The sequence below is a fragment of the Dactylosporangium siamense genome (assembly GCF_016862795.1).
In the GTDB taxonomy this organism is placed as follows: domain Bacteria; phylum Actinomycetota; class Actinomycetes; order Mycobacteriales; family Micromonosporaceae; genus Dactylosporangium; species Dactylosporangium siamense.
Map to the genome: position 1 here is coordinate 72,848 of NZ_BONQ01000155.1, position 22,898 is coordinate 95,745.

Consider the following 22,898-nt stretch of genomic DNA (forward strand, 5'->3'; position numbering starts at 1 on the left):
CCGTGTCCACAGTGGACGTGCTGCGGCAGCTGGACGACTGGAACAACCCGACGGAGCCCGGCCACCGCAGCACCGTCGCCGCGTTGTTCACCGCCCAGGTCCGGCGTTCGCCGGAGGCGTTGGCCCTGGTCGCGGGCGACACCCGGCTCAGCTACGCCGAGCTTGGTGCCCGCGTCTTCCGGCTGGCCCGCTCGCTGCGCGCCCGCGGGCTCGCCGACGAGGAGATCGTCGGCATCGCCGTGCCGCGGTCCGCGGAGATGGTCGTCGGGGTCCTCGCCGCGATGGTCGCCGGCGGCGCGTTCGTGCCCGTCGACCCGGCCTGGCCGGCGCAGCGGCGCCGGCAGGTGCTCGCCGACGCCGCCGTCCGCATCGTCCTGGACGAGGCCGAGTTCGGCGACGGGGCGCACGCGGACGAGTCGCCGGAGCCGCTCGACCTGGACCTGGCGCCGGGCCGCCTCGCCTACGTCATCTTCACGTCCGGCTCGACCGGGCGGCCGAAGGGCGCGATGATCCGGCACGAGGCGATCTGCGAGCGCCTGCGCTGGCAGGTGGAGGAGATCCTCGGGTTCGGCGCCGGCGACGCCAGCCTGTTCAAGGCGCCCCTGGCGTTCGACATCTCGGTCAACGAGATCCTGCTGCCGCTGGTGTCCGGCGGCACTGTCGTCGTCGCCGAACCCGGCGGCGAACGCGACCCGCAGTACCTGCTCGACCTCATCGCCGGGGAGCGGGTCACGTTCGTGTACCTGGTCTCCTCGATGCTGGACGTGCTGCTGGAGATGGATCGCGGGCACGGCCGGCTGGGCGGGCTCAAGCACGTCTGGTGCGGCGGCGAGGTGCTCACCCCGGAGCTGTTCGACCGGTTCCGCACCCAGCTCGGCACCACCCTCTACCACGGCTACGGACCGGCCGAGGCGACCATCGGCGTCTCCCACGTCATCTACCGCGACGCCGCCGAACGCATCGCCACCTCGATCGGCCGGCCCAACCCGCACACCCAGCTCTACGTGCTGGACGACGCGCTCACCCCGCTGCCGCCGGGCGCGACCGGGGAGCTCTACGCCGCCGGCTTCCTGCTCGGCCGCGGCTACGTCAACGCACCCGGGCTGACCGCCGCGCGGTTCGTCGCCAACCCCTTCGACGCCCTCGGCGGCCGCCTCTACCGCACCGGCGACCTGGCCCGCTGGACCCCGGACGGCGCCCTGGAGTTCGTCGGCCGGGCCGACAACCAGGTGAAGATCCGCGGGATGCGCCTCGAACTGGAAGAGGTCGAGGCGGTCCTGGCCGCGCACCCGGCGGTGCGGCACGCGGCCGTCGCCGTGCGGCGCAACCCCGCCGGGGCGAGCCACCTCGTCGGCTACGTCATCGCGGCGGAAGATGCCGACTTCACCGGCTGGTGCGCCGGTCGGCTGCCCGAGTACGCCGTGCCGAGCGTCGTCGTGCGCCTGGACGCGCTGCCCGTCAACGCCAACGGCAAGGTCGACCGGGCCGCGCTGCCCGCGCCCGTCCTGCCCGGCGGCACCGGCACCGGCCGGGCCCCGCGGACCGCCATGGAGCGGGCGCTGTGCGACGTGTTCGCCGCCGTGCTGGGCGTACCCGTCGCCGCCGACGACGACTTCTTCGCCCTCGGCGGGGACAGCATCGTCGCCATCGGGGTGGTCCGCGAGGCCCGCCGCGCCGGGATCGCGATGCGCCCCAGGGACCTGCTGACCCACCGCACCCCGGCCGGCGTCGCGGCCGTCGCGGCCACCGCCGCCGCGCCCACGTCCGAGGTCGACCGCACCGGCGACGTCCCGGACACGCCGATCGTGGCGTGGCTGCGCGAGCACGGGCCCGCCCTCGACGGGTTCTACCAGGCGGTCACCCTGCACACCCCGGCCGGGCTCACCCTCGAAACCCTGCGGCGGATGGTCGCGGCGCTGCTGTCCACCCACGACGCGCTGCGCGCCCGGGTCGCCGGCGGCAGCCTCACCATCCCGCCCTACGACCCCGCGCTGGTGCCCGCCGTGGTGCGGGTCCCGGCCGCCGCCGACGGTGCGGCACTGGACGGCGCCGTTGCCCGCCTCGACCCGGCCGCCGGCGTGATGGCCGCGTTCACCTGGCTCGACGCCGGACCCGACGCACCCGGCCGGCTCATCGTCGCCGTGCACCACATCGTCGTGGACGGGGTGTCCCTGCGCATCATCGCCGAGGACCTGCGCGCCCTGTGGGACGCCGTCGCCGCCGGCCGCCCCGCCACGCTGGCACCGGCCGCCACGTCGCCGCGGCAATGGGCCGACGCCCTCACCGCCGCCGCCCGTGACGGGCGGTTCGCCGCCGACGCCGCGCACTGGCAGGCCGTCGCCGCCGTCGCCGACCCGCCGCTCGGCCACCGGCCCCTGGACCCGGCCCGCGACGTCGTCGGCACCGAACGGCGGCTCACCGTCAGCCTGTCCACCGCCACGACGGCGCGGCTGCTCGGCGCCGTCCCGGCCGCGATCCACGGCGGCGTCGACGCCGCGCTCGTCACCGCCGCCGCCCTCGCCGTGCACCGCTGGCGCGGCGGCACCCCCGGCCCCGTCCTGCTGGAGCTGGAAGGGCACGGCCGGGAGGAAGAGCTCGCCGGTGACCTCGACCTGTCCCGCACCGTCGGCTGGTTCACCACCCTGTTCCCGGTCGCGGTCGACGCCGGCGACGGCACCGACCTCGGGGCGTCGGTCAAGGCCGTCAAGGACCAGCTGCGCGCGGTGCCGTCGCACGGCCTGAGCCACGGCGTGCTGCACCACCTCGCCGGGCGGGCCGGCCTCGCGGCCACCCCGCAGGTCCTCGTGCACTACCTCGGCCGGTTCGGCGCCGGCGACGGCCGCCCCTGGACCGAGGCGGCAGGCGTCGCCGAGGACCGTGACCCGCGGATGCCGCTGCCACGGGTCCTGGAGCTCAACGCGGTCACCTTCGACACCGCCGACGGACCGGTGCTGTCCGCGACGTTCAGCTGGCCGGTCGGGGTCCTCGACGAGGACGCCGTGCGGACCTTCGCCGGGCACTGGACCAGCCTGCTGGACGCGATCGCCGCCGACCCCGGGGTCGCCGGGCACACCCCCTCGGACTTCCCGCTCGCCGCGATCGACCAGGCCGACGTCGACCGGTTCGACGACGGCGGGCTGCTCGACGTCCTGCCGCTCACGCCGCTGCAGGCCGGGCTGTACTTCCACGCGACGTACACGACCGGCGCCGACCCGTATGTGGTGCAGCAGCGGGTCGAGCTGGCCGGGCCGCTCGACCCGGACCGGCTGCACGCGGCCGCCGACCGCCTCCTGGACCGGCACCCGAACCTCGCCGCCGCGTTCCGCCCGACCGGCGCCGGCGACATCGTGGCCGTGCACGCCGCCGGCACCGCCGCACCGTGGCGGACGGTGACCGTCACCGACCCGCGGGACCTCGACGGTGTCGCGGCCGTGGACCGCTCCCGGCCGTTCGACCTCGCCGAGCCGCCGGCGATGCGGTTCACGCTGGTGCGCCTCGCCGCCGACCGGCACGTCCTCATCCACACGATCCACCACATCGCCGCCGACGGCTGGTCGGTGCCGATCATGTTCAACGACCTCCTGGCGCTCTACGCCGGCGACCCGCTGCCACCGGCCGTGCCGTTCCGCGACTTCCTCGCCGCGGCCGGCGCCCAGCAGCCCGACCACGCCGTGTGGGACCGGCTCCTGGACGGCGTGCACGAACCGACCCGGCTGCTCGGCGCGCTGCCCCCGGCCCCGGCCGGCGCCGACGGGCACGGGCGGGTCACCCGCGAACTGCCCGCCGCGCTCACCGCGTCCGTGCGGGCCTTCGCCACCGCGCACGGCCTCACCGTCGGCAACGTCGTCGGCGGCGTCTGGGGCGTGCTGCTCGGCCGCCTCACCGGCCGCGCCGACGTCACGTTCGGCTCGACCGTCGCCGGCCGCGGGCTCGCCGTGCCCGGCATCGAACGCATCGCCGGCCTGCTCATCAACACCGTCCCGGCGCGGGTGCGCTGGGCACCGGGACAGCGGCTCGCCGCCGCCGTCGGCGCGTTCGCCGCCGACCAGCGCGAGATCATGGACCACGAGCACGTGCCGCTCACCGGGCTGCACCGGCGGCTCGGCATCCCGGAGCTGTTCGACACCCTCGTCGTCGTGGAGAACTACCCGGACGTCGCCGTCGCCGGCGGCGACCTGCGGGTGACCGGCATCGACGTGGTCGAGGCGCCGCACTACCCCGTGACACTCATGGTCCGGCCCGGCGACCTGTTCACGGTCGCCGTCACCCACGACCGCCGGCACGTCGACACCGCCACCGCGGCGCGCCTGCTGGAGCAGTACGTGGCGCTCCTGTCGGCCCTGGACGCCACCTGTGCCGCGCCCCTCGCCGGGGTGGTCGCCGCGCCCGCCCGGCCGGCAGCACACGACGGGACCGTCCTGGATCTGCTGACCTTCCCCGACCGGACCGCCGTCGTCTGCGGCGACCGGGAGCTGAGCTACGCCGAGCTGGACCGGCGCTCCGGCCGGCTCGCGCACGCCCTCGCGGCCGCCGGGGTCCGCCGCGGTGACGTCGTCGCCGTCGCCACCGGCCGGTCCGCCGACCTGCCCGTCGCGGTCCTCGGCGTCCTGCGTGCCGGCGCCGCCGTCCTGCCTGTCGACCCCGCGTATCCGGCCGCCCGCATCGAGCTCATGCTCCGCGACGCCGCCCCGGTCTGCGTCCTCACCGACGACACCACCGGTGGGTTGCCCGCGCACGGGCTGCCGGTGCTGCGGACCGGCCCGGCGATCGCCGCCGCCACCGGGCACCTGCAGGTGCGCGGGCTCACCGGCGCGGACGCCGCCACCGTGCTGTTCACGTCGGGCTCGACCGGCGTGCCGAAGGCCGTCGTCGGCACCCACGCCGCACTCGCCAACCGGCTGGCCTGGGCCCGCGACGCCTGGCCGGCCGGGCCCGGCAGCGCCGGTCGGGTCCGCATCGCGAAGAGCTCGCTGAGCTTTGTCGACGGCACCACCGAGCTGCTCGGCGGGCTCGTCGCCGGCGCCACGACCGTCCTGGCCGACGACGCCACCGCCGCGGACGGCGCCGCCCTCGGGCGGCTCGTCGAGAGCAGCGGCGCCGAGCAGCTGCTGGCCGTGCCGAGCCTGGCCGCGGCCCTGGCCGAGTCCGCCCCGTCCCGCGTGCGCGGGCTGCGCCGCTGGATCACCAGCGGCGAGGCGCTGACCCCCGCCGTCGTGCGGGCCCTCGCCGCCGCCGCACCGGCCGCCGAGCTGGTCAACTCGTACGGCTCCTCCGAGGTCGCCGGCGACGTGCTCACCGCCGTGGTCACCCCGTCCGGCGGCCCGGTGCCGCTGGGCGCGCCCGTCCCTGGCGTGCAGGTGCACCTGCTCGACGCGGCCCTGACCCTGGTCCCGGACGGTGCCGTCGGAGAGATCTACGTCGGTGGCGTGCAGAACGCCCGCGGCTACCTGGGCCGGGCCGGGATCACCGCCGGCAGGTTCGTCGCCGATCCGTTCGGCGCGCCGGGGGACCGGCTCTACCGCACCGGCGACCTCGGGCGCCGCGACAGCGCCGGCCGGATCGAGTTCTTCGGCCGGGCCGACGACCAGGTCAAGATCAACGGCTTCCGGGTGGAGCTCGCCGAGGTCGAGGCGGCCCTGACCAGCCGGCCCGGCGTGACCGACGCCGCCGCCGTGCGGCGTGGCAACGCCCTCGCCGGCTACGTCGTCGGCACCGCCGTCGACCCCGTCGCGGTCCGCGACGCGCTCCTGGCCGAACTGCCCGCGCACCTCGTCCCCGCGACCATCACCGTCCTGGACGCGATCCCGTTGCTGCCCAACGGCAAACGCGACCGGGCCGCACTGCCGGAGCCCGTCACGACGCGGGCGCGGGGCGGCGCGCCGCGCACCGAACGCCAGGCCCGGATCAGCGCCTGCTACACCGCCGTGCTCGGCACCGAGGCCGGGCCCGACGACGACTTCTTCGCCCTCGGCGGCGACAGCATCGCCGCCATCCGCGTCATCAACCGGCTGGCCCAGGACGGCATCGTGCTCACCACCCGCGACATCTTCGACCACCGGACCCCCGGCGCCCTCGACGCGCACCTCGCCGCCGCGCCGGCCACCGCCGTCGCGGGCGACCCCGAGGCGTCCGGCCCGCTGCCGCTGCTGCCCGCCGTGGAGCGGCTCACCGACGTCCCGGACGGCGCCCCCGCCCGGCTCGCCCTGTTCGAGGCGCCGGCCGGACTCACCGAACCGGTGCTCCGGCGGGCCCTGCAGGCGGTCCTCGACCACCACGACGGGCTGCGCCTGCGGATCACCCGCGAGTCCGGACTGTTCCTCACCCTGGAGATCACCGCACCCGGCACCGTCGACGCCGCGAACCTGCTGCGCCGGGCCCCGCTGTCCGGCGGCGCCCTCGAACGGGAGACCGCCGCCCTGGACCCGTCCGCGCCGCTGACCGTCGTGTGGCTCGACGCCGGCGCGGACCGCGCCGGGCAGGTGCTGCTCGCCGCCCACCCTCTCGCCGCCGACGACGTCACCCTCACCCTCGTCGCCGCCGACCTCGCCGCCGCCTGCGCCGCCGTCGCCGACGGCCGGACGCCGCACCTGGCACCGGTCGGCACGTCGCTGCGCGCCCACGCCCGCGCCGCGCAGGAGGACGCCGGCCGGCCCGGCCGGGTCGCCGAGTTCGCGCACTGGCAGGACGTGCTGCGGCCCGGCGCGGACCCGGCGCCCGGCTTCCGCGGCGGCGCCGTCACCGGCCGGCACGCCCGCGTCTTCGCCGGGCCCGTCGCCGCGAAGCTCGCCGCCGCGCCCGAGCTGGCCGCCGTCGCCGCGCTCCGCGTCGCCGTGCAGGACCCCGCGGACCTGGTCGTCGAGGTCGAACGCACCGCCCGCCACCTCGTGCGGGTCGCACCTGACGAGGACCTCACCCGCACCGCCGGACTGTGCGCCACCGTCGTGCCGGTGCGGCTCGCCGCCGCGGCCGACGGCGCGGCCGCGCTCGTGCACGCCGCCGTCGCGCTCGGCGCCGCACCCGACAACGGCGCCGGGCACGGCCTGCTGCGGCACGGCAACCCGCGGGTCGGGCGGGCCCTGGAGGGCCTGGAACGCGCCGCCGAGCCCCGGATCCTCAGCCGCACCACCGGATTCGGCACCCCGGGCGGCTGGCCCCGGCTGGCGATCGAAACACCCGCCGACCCGCTGCTCGGTTCCCGGTACGCGGTGCAGTGCGAGCTCGCCCTCACCGGCGACGGCCGGGTCGAGGCGACCCTGCGGCACGTGTCCGAAGTGGACGGTGCCGCGCTCGCCGAGCGGTGGTGGCACGCCCTGGAGACCCTGTCGCGGCAGGCGACCCCGCCCGCCGCCGAGGTGTGGGACCTGTCCCCGCTGCAGCGCGGCGTGTACTACCAGGCCACGTTCGACCAGGTCGCCAACACGTACATCGCGCAGAACGTCTTCGAGCTCGACCGGCGCGTCGACGTCGACGCGCTGACCCGCGCGCTCGGCGAGCTGCTGCGCCGGCACCCGACGCTGCGGGCCGCGTTCGTCGGCGACGGTGTCCCGGCCCCCGTCCAGGTGATCGCGCCCGAGGTCGCCGCGGCCGTCGCCGTGGTCGAGGTGCCCGACGAGGACGGCTTCGCGGCCCTCGCGGCCCGGGACCGGACCGAGCCCTTCGACCTGGCCACGCCGCCGCTGGTCCGGCTCACCGTCGCCCGGCGGCCCGGCGGCCGCGACACGCTGCTGCTGACCAGCCACTTCCTGCTCTGGGACGGGTGGTCGCGGGAGCTGGTGCTGCGTGACCTGTTCGCCCTGTACGCGGGGCGCACCCCCGCCGCGCCCGCGGCGTCGTTCACCGACTACCTCGGCTGGCTCGCCGCCCGCGACACCGCCGCGTCGGCCGCCGCCTGGCGCCGCGCGCTCGGCGACGTCACCGAGGCGACCCTGGTGGCGCCGGAGGCGGCGGGCCGCGCGCCGATGCTGTCGGAGCGGGTCCTCGCCGTCCTGCCCGCCGGGGTCACCGCCCGGCTCACCGAGCGGCTCCGGCACGCCGGTGTCACCCTCAACTCGCTGCTGACCGCCGCGCTCGGCCTCGTCATCGGCTACGAGACCGGCCGCACCGACGTGGTCTTCGGCACCACCGTCGCCGGCCGCCCCACCGACCTGCCCGGCATCGACCAGGTCGTCGGGCTCTTCCTCAACACCGTGCCGGCCCGGGTCACCGCGACCGCCGGCACCACCGTGCTCGACCTTGCCCGCCGGGCCCAGGCGGACCGCCTCGACCTCGGCCCGCACGAGCACCTCGGGCTCGGCGAGATCCAGCGGGCGGCCGGGTCAGTCGCCGGGGAGCAGCTCTTCGACGCCCTCTACGTGCTGCAGAACTTCCTCGCCGACGACACGTTCGCCGACCTGGAACGCGAGCAGGGCATCGTCGGCGTCGACTACACCGACACCACCCACTACCCGCTGACGTGGGTGCTCACCCCGGGCGCGAACCTGCGGCTGAAGCTCGAATTCCGGCCCGACGTGTTCACCGAGGCGCGGGCGACGGCGATGACCGACCGCCTCATCAGGCTCCTCACGATCCTGGCCGGCGGCCTCGACGTCCCGGTCGGCGCCGTGGACCTGCTGTCGGCGGCCGAGACGGACACGCTGCACGCGGCGTGGCGGGCCACCGAGCACCCGATCGGCGACGCGACGATCGCCGACCTGCTCGCCGAGCGGGCCGCCGCCTGCCCGGCCGACACGGCGCTCGTTGATGGCGCCGAGGTGCTGACCTACGCCGAGCTCGACGCCCGGGTGAACCGCACCGCCCGGCTGCTCCTCGCCCATGGCGCCGGGCCGGAGCAGATCGTCGCGCTGGCGCTGCCGCGCGGCGTCGACATGGTCGTGGCGCTGTTCGCGGTGCTGCGGGCCGGCGCCGCATACCTGCCCCTGGAGCTGGACCACCCCGTCGACCGGCTGGCCGACATGCTCGCCGACGCCCGCCCGGTGCTGCTGGTCGCACTGCCCGGCACCGCGGTCGCGGACCGGCACGAGGGCACCGTCGTCAGCCCCGCCGACGCGGCGCCGTTCCCGTCGGACCCGCCGCCCCGCGACGACGACCCGCACCGCCTCGACCGGCCCGCCTACGTCATCTACACGTCGGGGTCCACCGGCAGACCGAAGGGCGTCGTCACCCCGTACCGCGGCCTCACCAACATGCAACTCAACCACCGGGCCGAGATCTTCGCCCCGGCGGTCGCCCGGGCCCGCGCGGCCGGCCGGGACCGGTTGCGGATCGCGCACACCGTCTCGTTCTCCTTCGACATGTCGTGGGAGGAGCTGCTGTGGCTGGTGGAGGGCCACGAGGTGCACGTGTGCGACGAGGAGCTTCGCCGCGACGCGGTCGCGCTCGTCGCCTACTGCCGGGCGCAACGCGTCGACGTGATCAACGTGACCCCGACCTACGCGCATCACCTCTTCGACGAGGGGCTGCTGGACCCGGCCGGGCACCCGCCGTGCCTGGTCCTGCTGGGCGGCGAGGCCGTCTCCGACGCGGTCTGGTCGAGGCTGCGCACCTCGGGCGAATCTCCAGCAGGATCGACCGGCTACAACCTGTACGGGCCCACCGAGTACACCATCAACACCCTCGGCGCCGGCACCGACGACAGCGAGACGCCCACCGTCGGCCGGCCCATCTGGAACACCCGCGGCTACGTGCTGGACCAGTTCCTGCGGCCGGTGCTGCCGGGCACGGTCGGCGAGCTGTACATCGCCGGCGCCGGCCTGGCCCGCGGCTACCTGCACGCCGCCGGGCTCAGCGCGGTGCGGTTCGTGGCGGACCCGTTCACGGCCGGCGGTCGCATGTACCGCACCGGCGACCTGGTCCGGGAGCGCGCCGACGGGAACCTGGACTTCCTCGGCCGCAGCGACGACCAGGTGAAGATCCGCGGCTACCGGGTCGAGCTCGGCGAGGTCGAGGCCGCCGTCGCCGCGCTGCCGCAGGTCCGGCAGGCCGCCGTGATCGCCCGGGCCGACGCGGTCGTGCCGGGGCTGAAGAAGCTGGTGGCCTACCTGGTGCCGGCCGGCGACGGGACCGACCTGGCCGGCACGGTCCGGGCGGCCCTGGCCGAGCGGCTGCCGTCCTACATGGTGCCGTCCCTGTACGGCGTCGTGGCGTCGCTGCCGCTGACCGTCAACGGCAAGCTCGACGTCGCCGCCCTGCCGGAGCCGTCCGCCCCGGGCGGCGCCGGCGGTGCGCTGCAGGGCCCGCGCAACGAGCGCGAACGCGTGCTGTGCGCGATCTACGCCGACGTCCTGGGCCTGCCCGCCATCGGCATCGACGAGGACTTCTTCGTCGCCGGCGGCGACAGCATCGCCTCGATCGCGGTCGCCGGCCGGGCCCGCCGCGAGGGGCTGCCCGTCACGCCCCGCGACATCTTCCGCCGGCGCAGCGTCCAGGCGGTCGTCGCCGCCCTGCCGGCCGCCCCGGCGGCCACCGCTGTCACCACTGACGACGGCGCCGGGCCGGTGACGCTGACCCCGATGCTCGCCGAGACCCGCGCGGCGGCGACCCCGCTGTCGCGGTTCTACCAGGCGATGACATTCCGCACCCCGGCCGGGCTGACCCGGCCCGCGCTCGACGCGGTCCTGCGGGCCCTGGTCGACACCCATCACCTGCTGCGGGCCGTCGTCGACCGGGACTGGACGATCACCGTCCCGCCGCCGGGGACGCCGGTGCCCGTCACCGAGGGCCCGCTCGACGTCGCCGCCGCGGCGGCCCGGCTCGACCCGCACCGCGGCGTCATGCTCCAGGCCGTCTGGTCGCCCGGCACCCGGGAGCTGCTGCTGGTCGTGCACCACCTGGTCATCGACGGCGTCTCCTGGCGGATCATCGGCGCCGACCTGGCCCGCGCCTGGCGCGATCCGGCCGCGCTGGAGCCGGCGCCGACCTCCTTCCGCGGCTGGTCCCGGCTCACCACCGCGCATTCGGAGCGGTTCACCGCCGAGCTCGGGCACTGGCGGGCCGTCCTGGCCACCCCCGACCCGCTGCTCGGCTCCCGCGCGGCGGACCCGGCCGTCGACACCGCCGCCACCGTGCGGACCGTCACCGTCACGCTGCCGGCCGCCGACAGCGGCGCCGTGCTGACCCAGGCGCCGGCCGCCCTGCACGGCACCGTCAACGACGTCCTGCTGACCGCGTTCGCCCTGGCCGTGCGCGCCTGGCGGCCGGCGGCCGACCCGGCGGTCGTGGTCAGCCTCGAAGGCCACGGCCGCGAGGGCGAGGTCTACGGCACCGACCTGGACCTGTCCCGCACCGTCGGCTGGTTCACCGCCATCCACCCGGTCCGCCTCGACCCCGGCGCGGTCGCCTGGGACGACGTCCTCGCCGCCGGGCCTGCCCTGGCCGGCGCGGCCCGCGCGGTCAAGGAACAGCTGCGGGCCGTGCCCGCCAGGGGCCTCGGCTACGGCGTCCTGCGCCACCTCCGGCAGGAGCTGACCGGCCCGGTGCCGCAGATCCTGTTCAACTACCTCGGCCGGTTCCCGACCGGCTCCGCCGCCGACTGGGCGCCGACCGGACCCCTCGAGGAGGGCGTCGACCCGGCGAACCCGGCGATGACGCTCGAGGTCAACGCGTACGCCGCCGACGGGCCCGACGGTGTCACGTTCACCGCGGCGCTGTCGTTCCCCACCGGCCTGTTCACCGAGGCCGACGTGGCCGGGCTCGCGCGGCGCTGGCTCGCCGCGCTCGCCGCCCTCGGCCGCTGCGCGGGCCTCGCCGGGCACACCCCGTCGGACTTCCCGCTGGTCCGCCTCGCCCAGGGCGACGTCGACGACCTCGCCGACGCCGAGGACATCCTGCCGCTGCTGCCGTTGCAGGAGGGCATGTACGTCCACCAGGCCATGTCGGACCCCGGCGCCGACACGTACCGGGTGCAGCAGGTCGCGCGGCTGTCCGGCCCGGTCGACCCGGTGCGGCTGCGGGCCGCGGTCGAGGCGGCCGTGCGCCGGCACGCCGCCCTGCGCGCCGGCTTCCGGGAGCTGCGGGACGGCCGGATCGTGCAGGCGATCGCGCCGTCGGTCGAGGTGCCCTGGCGGGTGGTGACGGATTCCGACCTGGACGCCGTGTGCGCGTCGGAGCTCGCGGAGCCGTTCGACCTGGCCCGGCCGCCCGCGCTGCGGTATGCCCTCGTCTCGCTCGGCGCCACCGACCACCGGCTCGTCGAGACGATGCACCACGTCCTCGCCGACGGCTGGTCCTACCCGCTCGTGTTCAGCGACATCATCGCCGCGTACGAGCTCGGCACGGACCTGCCCGCGCCCGCGACCACATTCCGCGACCACGTCGAGGCCGTCACGGCCCGCGACCGGGACGCGGCCCGCGCCGTCTGGACCCGCACCCTGGACGGGGTGGTGCCGGCGCTGCTGTTCCCGTCCGGCAGCCCCGTCGCCGCGCACGACAGCGTCCACCGGGCACTGTCCACGCGGGATACTGCGGCGCTCACCGCGGCGGTCCGCGCGCACGGCGTCACCCTCAGCACCGCCGTCCACGCCGCCTGGGGTCTGCTCCTCGGCCGGCTCCTCGGCCGGGACCGGGTGGTGTTCGGCTCGACCGTCTCCGGCCGCGGCGGCGACCTGCCCGGCGTCGAGACGGTCGTCGGCCTGCTCATCAACACGTTGCCGCTACCGATGGCGTGGCGGCCGGACGAGCCGCTCGGCGCGGTCCTCACCCGCCTGCAGGACCAGCAGAGCGAGGTCCTCGACGCGCAGCACATCGGCCTGGCCGAGCTGGCCCGCCTCGCCGGGGTCCGCGAGCTGTTCGACTCGATGGTGGTCGTGGAGAACTTCCCGGCTGTTCGGTCCACTGTGGACTCGGCGCTCACCGTGGACGGTTTCACCGGGACCGACTCGCCGCACTACCCGGTCGCGCTGGTCGCGTTCCCCGGCGACGAGCTGACCCTGGAGATCAAGTACGACGTGGACCTGGTCGGCGCGGCCCGGGCGGCCGAGCTGCTGGATGCCGTCGAGACGATCCTGCGCGGGTTCGCGACCGACCTGGACGCCCCGGTGCCGGCCGCATCGAACACTGTGGACGGCACCCTCGCGGAGCGCCGCGGCGAGGTGGACCCGGCCGCGGTGGCGGTCAGCCACGGCGCCGACCGGCTCACCTACGCCGAGCTCGACGCCCGCGCCAACCGTCTCGCCCGGGAGCTGATCGCCCGCGGCGTGCGGCCCGAGTCGCGGGTCGCCGTCGCGCTGCCCCGCGGCGTCGACCTGGTCGTGGCGCTGCTCGCCGTCATCCGGTCCGGCGGCTGCTACGTGCCCGTCGACACCGGCGCGCCGGTCAGCCGCAGCGCCTACGTCCTTGCCGACGCGGCACCCGTGTGCCTGCTCACCGACGCCGCGACCGCGGCCGCGCTCGGCCCGGAGGTCCCCGCGATCCTGCTCGACGGCCCGCTGCCGGCGCACGACCACGGGCCCCTAGAAGGCACCGGGCTGCGGCCGGACAACACCGCCTACATCATCTACACGTCCGGCTCGACCGGGCAGCCGAAGGGCGTCGCGGTCACCCACCGCAACGTGCTGACCCTGTTCGCCGCCGCCGACCAGGTGTTCACGTTCGGCCCGAGCGACGTGTGGACGATGTTCCACTCCTACGCGTTCGACTTCTCCGTCTGGGAGCTGTGGGGCGCGCTGCGGTACGGCGGCCGCCTGGTCGTCGTGGGCAACGACGTCGCCCGCGACCCGGGCCGCTTCGTCGAGCTGCTGCGCGCCGAACGTGTCACCGTGCTCAACCAGACCCCGTCGGCGTTCTACCCGCTCGTCGCCGAGGACACGTCCGGGCTGGCCCTGCGCTACGTCGTCTTCGGCGGCGAGGCGCTCGACCCGGGCCGGCTGCGGCCCTGGTACGCCACGCACGCCGACGACGCGCCGGTGCTGGTCAACATGTACGGCATCACCGAGACGACGGTGCACGTGACGTTCCGGGCGTTGCGGCGGGAGGACGCGGCCGCCGGCAGCGTCATCGGCGCCGCGCTGCCGAGCCTGCGCGCGTACGTGCTCGACCACCGGCTGCAGCCGGTCCCGGCCGGCGTCACCGGCGAGCTGTACATCGCCGGCGACCAGCTCGCCCGCGGCTACCTCGACCGTCCCGGCCTGACCGCGGCCCGGTTCGTGGCCAACCCGTTCGGGCCCGGACGGCTGTATCGCAGCGGCGACCTCGCCACCTGGACCGCCGGCGGCGACCTGGTCTACGCCGGCCGCTCCGACCAGCAGGTGAAGGTCCGCGGCCACCGCGTCGAGCTCGGCGAGGTCGAGGCCGCGCTGCTGGACGTCGGCGGCGTCACCAACGCCGCCGTCAACCTGCACGACGGCCGGCTCGTCGCCTACCTGGTCGGTCCGTCCACGGTGGACGTCGAGGCGGTCCGGGCGGACCTGGAGCGGCGGCTGCCGTCCTACCTGGTGCCGGCCGTGTACCTGCCGCTGCCGGCGCTCCCGTTGACCGTCAACGGCAAGCTGGACCGGGCCGCGCTGCCGGCGCCGACCGGCGAGCGGGCCGCGCCGGTGGAGGTCGCGGCCGACGAGTCCGAGCCGCAGCGGCTGCTGCGCGCGCTGATCGCCGAGGTCGTCGGGGTCTCCGAGGTCGGCGCCGGCGAGGACTTCTTCGCCGTCGGCGGGGACAGCATCATCGCGATCCAGCTGGCCAACCGGGCCCGCCGGGCCGGGCTGTCCCTGACCCCGCGCGACGTGTTCGTGCACCGCACCGCCGCTGCCCTCGCCGCGTTGCAGAAAAGGCCGCAGCCGCGGGAACAGCCGTCCGACGGGGTGGGTGAAGTGCCGCTGCTGCCGATCGTGCAGCGCCTCGCCGAGCTGGGCGGGCGGATCCACCGGCACAACCAGGCGGAGCTGCTGATCACCCCGGCCGGCAGCACCCACGAGCGGATCATCGCCCTGGTCGAGAGGCTGGTGCGCCGCCACGACGCCCTGCGCCTCCGGCTGCACCGCCCGTCGCCGATGCTGTGGTCCCTCGAGGCCCGGCCCTCCTCGGAGGCGTCCACCGTGGACGTGCGGCGGGTCGACGCGGCCGGGCTCGGCGACGCCGTCCTGCGCGAGCTGATCGGCGTCGAGTCCGACGCCGCGGCGGACCGGCTCGACCCCGACGCCGGCACGGTGCTGCAGGCCGTCTGGTTCGACCGCGGCCCGGGGGAGCGGGGCCGGCTGCTGCTGGTCGCCCACCATCTCGTCGTCGACGGCGTGTCCTGGCGGATCCTCACCGACGACCTCCGCGACGGCTCCACCGAGGCGCCCGGCGGCACGTCGCTGCGTGCCTACGCCCGGCTCCTGCAGGAGCGGGCCGGCCAGGCGGCGCGGCTCGGCGAGTTCGAGCACTGGGCCGCCACCCTCGCCCCCGGCGGTGAGCTCGACGCTGCTCAGGACACCAGCGGGTTGACCGTGGGGCAGACCCGCGAGCACGAGCTGCGCCTGCCGCCGGAGGTGACCGGGCCGCTGCTCACCACGGTCCCGGCCACCGGCGGCGCCGACGTCACCGCGACCCTCGTCGCCGCGCTGCGCATCGCGGTGGGCCGCTGGCGGGCCGGGCGCGACGCCGACCCGGGCGCACCGCTGACCCTGGACCTGGAACGGCACGGCCGGGAGGAGCTCGACGGCACCGACCTGTCCCGCACCGTCGGCTGGTTCACCACGATCGCCCCGGTCCGGCTGCCGGCGGTGCCGGACGGGCCGCGGGCACTGGCGGAGGTGCACCGGCTCGTGAGCGCCGCACCCGACAACGGGCTCGGCTTCGGGCTGCTGCGCTACGCCAACGCCCGCACCGCGCCCGCGCTCGCCCGGCTCGGCACGCCGCAGGTCCTGTTCAACTACCTGGGCCGGTTCCCGGCGGTGTCCGAAGCGGACTGGGACACCGCCCCGGAGGCGGACGCGATGCGCACCGCACCCGACCCGGACCTCGGCACGCCGTACCTCCTGGAGATCAACGCCGCCTGCCACACCACCCCGGACGGGCCCGAACTGCGGGCCGTGCTCACCTACGCCGACGAAGGCCTCGACATCCCCGGCCTCGCCGCGCACTGGGCGGACGCGATGCGCGAGCTGTGCGCGCCCACCGACGAGGTGTGGCCGCTGTCGCCGCTGCAGGAAGGCCTGTACGTCCAGGCCGGCCTCGCCGGTGACGCGGACGTGTACATCGCCCAGAACGCGTTCGACTTCGCCGGGCGCCTCGACCCCGACCGGCTCGCCGCCGCCTGGACGGAGGTCCTGGACCGGCACCCGGCGATCCGGCTCGGCTTCACCGCCGGCGACGGGCCGCGGCCCGTCGCGGTGCTCGCCGCCGCCGTGGAAGGGCGGGTCGCGGTGGTCGAGGGCGACCCGGACACGATCATGGCCGAGGACCGGACCAGGCCCTTCGACCTGGCCGCGCCGCCCCTCGCGCGGCTCACCGTGGTGCGCCGGCCCGACGGCACCGACCGGCTGCTGTTCACCTACCACCTGCTGCTGTGGGACGGCTGGTCCCGCGAGCTCGTCCTGCGGGACCTGTTCGCCCACTACGCCGGGCAGACCCCGGCGCCGCCGGCGGCCCGCTTCATCGACTACCTCGGCTGGGTCGCCGCCCAGGACGCCGGCGCCTCGGCGCGGGCGTGGGCGGAGTCGCTGCGGGACCTGGACGAGCCGACGATCCTCTACCCGGCAGCCGCCGGCACCCGGCCGGTGCTCGCGACCAGCATCGCCCGGCAGCTCACCGAGGAGCAGACGGCCCGGCTCACCGCCCAGGCCCGCGCCCAGGGCGTCACCCTCAACGCGGTGCTCAGCGCCGCGCTCGGCGTCGTCCTCGCGCACGCCGCCGGCCGCAAGGAGGCCGTGTTCGGCATCACCGTCGCCGGCCGCCCCACCGAACTGCCCGGCATCGACGAGGTCGTCGGGGTCTTCCTCAACACCGTCCCGGCCCGGGTCACCCTCGCGCCCGGCGAGCCGGTCGCCGAGGTGCTGCGCCGCGTCCAGGCCGACCGGATCGACCTGATGCCGCACGAGTACCTCGGCCTCGGCGAGATCCAGCGTGCCGCCGGCCGCACCACGCTGTTCGACAACCTCTACGTGCTGCAGAACTTCCTCGACGACGACACGTTCACCGACCTGGAGACCGAGCACGGGATCGTCGGGGTGACCGCGGTCGACGCCACCCACTACCCGCTGACGTGGGTCGCCACCCCGGGCCGGCGGCTGCGGGTCCGCCTCGAATACCGCGCCGACGTCGTCCCGGCCGAGGACGCCGAGGCGCTGCTGGCCCGCCTGGAACGGGTGCTGCTGGCCCTGGCCGACGACGTCTCGACGCCGGTCGCCGCGCTGCCGGTCGCCTCCACCGCGGTGCTGCAAGGCGTCCAGGGCGAGATCCTGCCGGAGACCATCGCGGAACTGATGGCGGCGCAGGCGGTGCGGACCCCGGACGCGCCGGCGCTCACCTTCGGCGCGACCACCGTCACGTACGCCGACCTCGACGCGCGGGTCAACCGCCTGGCCCGGCACCTGCTGCGCCTCGGCGCCGGCCCGGAACGCATCGTGGCCCTCGCCCTGCCCCGCTCGATCGACATGGTCGTCGCGCTGTTCGCCGTGCTGCGCACCGGATCGGCGTACCTGCCGCTCGAGCTCGACCACCCCGACGACCGGCTCCAGGCGATGCTGGACGACGCGCGGCCCGCGCTGGTGCTGACCGCCGGGCGGCTCGACGGGATCCGTCTGGACACGTTGGACGTGTCCACGGAGGACGGTTCGTCGCTCACCGCCGCGGAGCTCGGCGCGTTCGCGCCGGGGACCCCGGGGCGCATGGACCATCCCGCCTACGTCATCTACACGTCGGGCTCGACGGGCAGGCCGAAGGGCGTCGTCACCCCGTACCGCGGCCTCACGAACATGCAACAGAACCACCGCGAGGCCATCTTCGCCCCGACGATCGCCGCGCAGGGCGGCCGGACCCTCACCATCGCCCACACCGTGTCGTTCTCCTTCGACATGTCGTGGGAGGAGCTGCTGTGGCTGGTCGAGGGCCACCACGTGCACGTGTGCGACGAGCACCTGCGCCGCGACGCGGTCGCCCTCGCGGCCTACTGCGCCCGGCACGGCGTCGACGTCGTCAACGTCACCCCCACCTACGCCCAGCACCTGCTCGACGCCGGCCTGCTGACCGGCGCGCACCGGCCGGCGCTGGTCCTGCTCGGCGGCGAACACGTGCCCGAGGGGCTGTGGGCCACGCTGCGGGACACCGACGGGGTGCTCGGCTACAACCTGTACGGCCCCACCGAGTACACCATCAACACCCTCGGCGGCGGCACCACCGACAGCGCGACGTCCACTGTGGGCACCCCGATCTGGAACACCAGCGGCTACGTCCTGGACGACTGGCTGCGTCCCGTCCCGCCCGGGGTCCCCGGCGAGCTGTACATCACCGGCGCCGGGCTGGCCCGCGGCTACCTCAACCGGCCCGCGCTCACCGCCGACCGGTTCGTCGCGGACCCCGCGGTCCCCGGCGGCCGCATGTACCGCACCGGCGACCTGGTCCGGGTCCGCGCCGACGGCCTGCTGGACTTCCTGGGCCGCACCGACGACCAGGTGAAGATCCGCGGCTACCGCATCGAGCTCGGCGAGGTCCAGGCCGCGATCGCGGCGCAGCCAGGGGTCCGGCAGTGCGCGGTCCTCGCCGTCGCCGATGGTACGGGTGGCAAGCGGCTCGTCACCTACCTGGTGCCCGACGCTTCCCTGGATGTCGCCGCGCTGCGCAACGCCTTGAAGGCGACGATGCCGGCGTACATGGTCCCCACCGCGTACGCCGCCGTGCCCGAGCTGCCGCTGACCGTCAACGGCAAGCTCGACGTGGCGGCGCTGCCGGAGCCGCAGTCCGTCGCCGCCGGCGGTCGGGCCGCCGCCACCGACACCGAACGGCGGCTGTGCACCGTCTTCGGCGAGGTCCTCGGCGTGCCCGGCTACGGCGTCGAGGACGACTTCTTCGACCGCGGCGGGCACTCCCTGATCGCGATGCGGCTCCTCGGCCGGCTGCGCACCGAGCTCGGCGCCGACCTGCCGCTGCGGGCCCTGTTCGACGCGCCGACCCCGGAGCGGCTCGCGCTGCGCCTGTCTGCTTTTTTGTCTGATGGACGGCCGGCGCTGGCCGCCCGCCCGCGCCCCGACCGGGTCCCACTGTCGCCGGCGCAGGAGCGGCTGCTGCTGTTGCAGCACCTCGACCCCGCCTCCACGGCGTACAACTACCCCCTCGTGATGCGACTGCGGGGCCGCGTCGACGGGGCCGCCCTGCGGTTGGCGCTGGGTGACGTGACCGCCCGCCACGAGGTGCTGCGCACGCTGGTCACCCTGGACGGCCAGCGGGTGCTGCCATCCGTGGAGGTCCCGGTGTACGACCAGCTGGACGCCGCCCTGTCCCGGCCGTTCGACCTCGCGGCCGAGGCGCCGATCCGGGCCGCGGTCGTCGCCGAGCCGGCCGGCGACACGCTGCTCGCCCTGGTCCTGCACCACATCGCGATGGACGAGTGGTCCGACCAGCCGCTGCTGCGGGACCTCACGGACGCCTACATGGCCCGCCTCGCCGGCCGGGCACCGTCGTGGACGCCGCTGCCGGTGCAGTACGCCGACTACGCCGCCTGGCAGGCCGACCTGCTCGGCGACCCGGCCGACCCGGCGAGCGGGCACGCGACGTCCCGGCGGTTCTGGCAGGAGCAGCTGCGCGGGCTGCCGGAGGAGATCCAGCTGCCCGGCGCGCTGCCGCGGACCGCACCCGGACCGGCCGGGCAGGTCGGCGCGACGCTGCCCGCCGAGCTCGTCACCCGGCTGCGGGCCCTCGCCGGCGAGCAGTCGGCGAGCCTGTTCATGGCCCTGCACGCGGGTCTCGCGGTCCTGCTGTCCCGGCACGGCGCGGGGGAGGACGTCCCGATCGGCACGCCCACCTCCGGCCGCGGCGACCCGGCGCTCGCCGACCTCGTCGGGTTCTTCGTCAACACCGTCGTGCTGCGCACCGACCTGTCCGGCGCGCCGACGTTCACGGACCTGCTGCGCCGGGTCCGCGCCGCCGACCTCGCCGCGTTCGAGCACGCCGAGCTGCCGTTCCAGCAGGTCGTCGAGGCGGTCAACCCGGCTCGCGGGCCGGGCCGCAACCCGCTGTTCCAGGTGATGATCGGCTACCACCACCGGCCGGCCGCCTCCGCTTCCGGCGGCACGGTCCTCGGCCTGCCGCTCGGCCCCGAGCCCGGCTTCGCCGCCGACCCGAAGGTCGACCTCAACGTGACCTTCGTCGACGCCGGCGCCACCGTCGACGTGACGCTCGAATACGACACGGCCCGTTTCACCGCCGGCACCGCCGCCCGCCTGGTTTCCCGCCTCGTCCGGCTCCTTACGCACCTGGCCGCCCACCCCGGCGCGGCGGTCCGGGACGCGGCGCTGCTGACCGCGGACGACGAGGCCGACCTGGACCGGTGGTCGAGCGGTGGCCCGCTGCCGCCGACCGGCTCGTGGGTCGCGGCGTTCCTTGGCCACGCCGCCCGCGCGCCGCACGCCGACGCGCTCGTCCACGATGGACGGACCTGGAGCTACGCGGAGCTCGACGCCGCCTCCGACCGGCTCGCCGCCGCGCTGGCCGCCAGGGGCGCCGGCCCGGAGCGGCTCGTCGGGATCGCGCTGCCGCGCACCGCCGAGCTGGTCGTCGCGGTCCTCGCGGTGCACAAGACCGGCGCGGCCTACCTGCCGCTGGATCCCGGGTTCCCGGCGGACCGGCTCGCGTACATGGTCGAGGATGCCCGGCCCGTGACGGTCATGGACTCCTCGACGGAGCTGTTCCCGCCTTCCGGCGTTTCGTTGGTATCGCCGGATCCCCTGAGCGCGGCCTACGTCATCTACACGTCCGGCTCGACCGGGCGGCCGAAGGGCGTCGTGGTCACGCACCGGGACCTGGAGGCGTTCCTCGCCGCCGTCGACGAGGTCGCGCCGATGACCGCCGCCGACCGGCTGCTCGCCGTCACCACCCTGTCCTTCGACATCTCGGTGCTGGAGCTGCTGCAGCCGCTGCGCACCGGCGGCTGCGTCGTCCTCGCGTCCGCCGCCCAGGTCCGCGACCCGGCGCTGCTGGCGCCCCTGGCCGCCACCGCGACCGTCATGCAGGCCACGCCGTCGCTGTGGGCGGCGCTGCTGGAAGCGTCCGATGTGGACCTCACCGGCGTGCGTGCCCTGGTCGGCGGCGAGGCGCTGCCGCCGTCGCTCGCCGCGGCACTGTCCCGGCGGGCCCGGTCCGTGACGAACCTCTACGGCCCCACCGAGGTCACCGTGTGGGCGACCGCGGCGGCCGTCGGCTCGGACCGGCCCACCATCGGTGGTCCGCTGCCCGGCACTACGGCGCTGGTGCTGGACGCCGCGCTGCGGCCGGTGCCCCCGGGTGTGGCCGGTGAGCTGTACCTCGGCGGCGCCCAGGTGACCCGGGGCTACCTCGGCCGGGCCGCGCTGACCGCAGGCCGGTTCGTCGCCGCGGCCGGCGGCGGCCGCCTCTACCGCACCGGCGACCTGGTGCGCCGGCTGCCGGACGGGTCGCTGGAGTTCCTCGGCCGCACGGACTTCCAGGTGAAGGTCCGCGGACACCGCATCGAGCTGGGCGAGATCGAGGCCGTCCTCGCCGGGCACCCGGAGGTGACCCGGGCCGTGGTCATCGCCCGCGACGACCGGCTCATCGGCTACGTGACCACCTCCGGTGCCCCGGACCTCGGGCGGTACCTCGCCGACCGGCTGCCCGCCTACCTGGTGCCGGCGGCGTTCGTGGTGCTCGGCGCGATCCCGCAGACCCCGAACGGCAAGGTCGACCGGGCCGCGCTGCCCGACCCGGCGTTCACCTCGGGTCCTGCGGATCGGCCGCGCAGCCGGACCGAGGAGCGGCTGTGCGAGCTCGCCGCGGAGGTGCTGGGGGTGGCCGCGGCAGGGGTGAACGACGACTTCTTCGCCCTGGGCGCGCACTCGCTGCTGCTGGTCCGGCTCGCCGCCGCGGTCCGCCGCGAGTTCGGGGTCGGCCTCGCCGTCGCGGACCTGTTCACGGCGCCGACCGTGGAAGGGCTGGCCCGCCGGCTCGCCGGTGACCTGCCGCCCGGCGACGCCCTTGCACCGGTCGTCACGCTGCACCCGGGCGGGGCCGAGCCGCCGCTGTTCTGCCTGCCGCCGGCCAGCGGCCTGGCGTGGCAGTTCGCCGGGCTGAAGCGGCACCTGCCCGAGGGGATCCCGCTGATCGGGCTGCAGTCGCCGCGGCTGAGCCGGACCGTGGACCTGCCGGCGACCCTGGACGACCTCGCGGACGAGTATGCCGGGTTGGTGACGCAGATCGCCCCGGACGGGCCGGTGCGGTTGCTCGGCTGGTCCTTCGGGGGTGCGGTGGCGCACGCCGTGGCGGCGCGGCTGGTGCCGGCCGGCCGGGACGTGACGTTCGTCGGCATGCTCGACTCGCACCTGTCTCCGCCGCCGGCGGCCACCGGTGATTGGGACGGTCCGGCGGCGATCGCGGCGCTGTTGCAGGAGTTCGGCTTCGACGCGCCGGCCGACACGGCACCGACCGTGGCCGACGCGGTGCAGCTCGTGCGGACGGCCGGCGGCGGCGTGGCCGCACTCTCCGACGCGCAGATCACCCGGGTCGTGGAGAACTACCTCGACAGCGACCGGATGATGGCCGGCGCGCGGCCCGACGTCCTCGCCGCGGACGTGCTGTTCGTCGACGCCACCGTCCCGGAGCCCGGGTTCACCGGCACCGCCTCGGACGGCTGGCGCTCCCTTGTGGACGGACGGTTCCAGACGGTCGAGCTCGCCTGCGGGCACTCGGAACTGCTCGACCCGCACGTGCTGGGCCGGCTCGGCCCGATCCTCGCGCGGGTGCTCTGAACGCACGAGAAAAGG

Annotated in this window: 1 protein-coding gene; it reads left to right on the forward strand. The window is 76.1% G+C overall.

The features are described from left to right. Positions 1–2: 2 nt before the first annotated feature. Positions 3–22,883: a non-ribosomal peptide synthetase gene (locus Dsi01nite_RS47565; protein WP_203853090.1), complete on the forward strand. Its 22,881-nt coding sequence runs from the start codon at positions 3–5 to the stop codon at positions 22,881–22,883. Positions 22,884–22,898 lie beyond the last annotated feature (15 nt).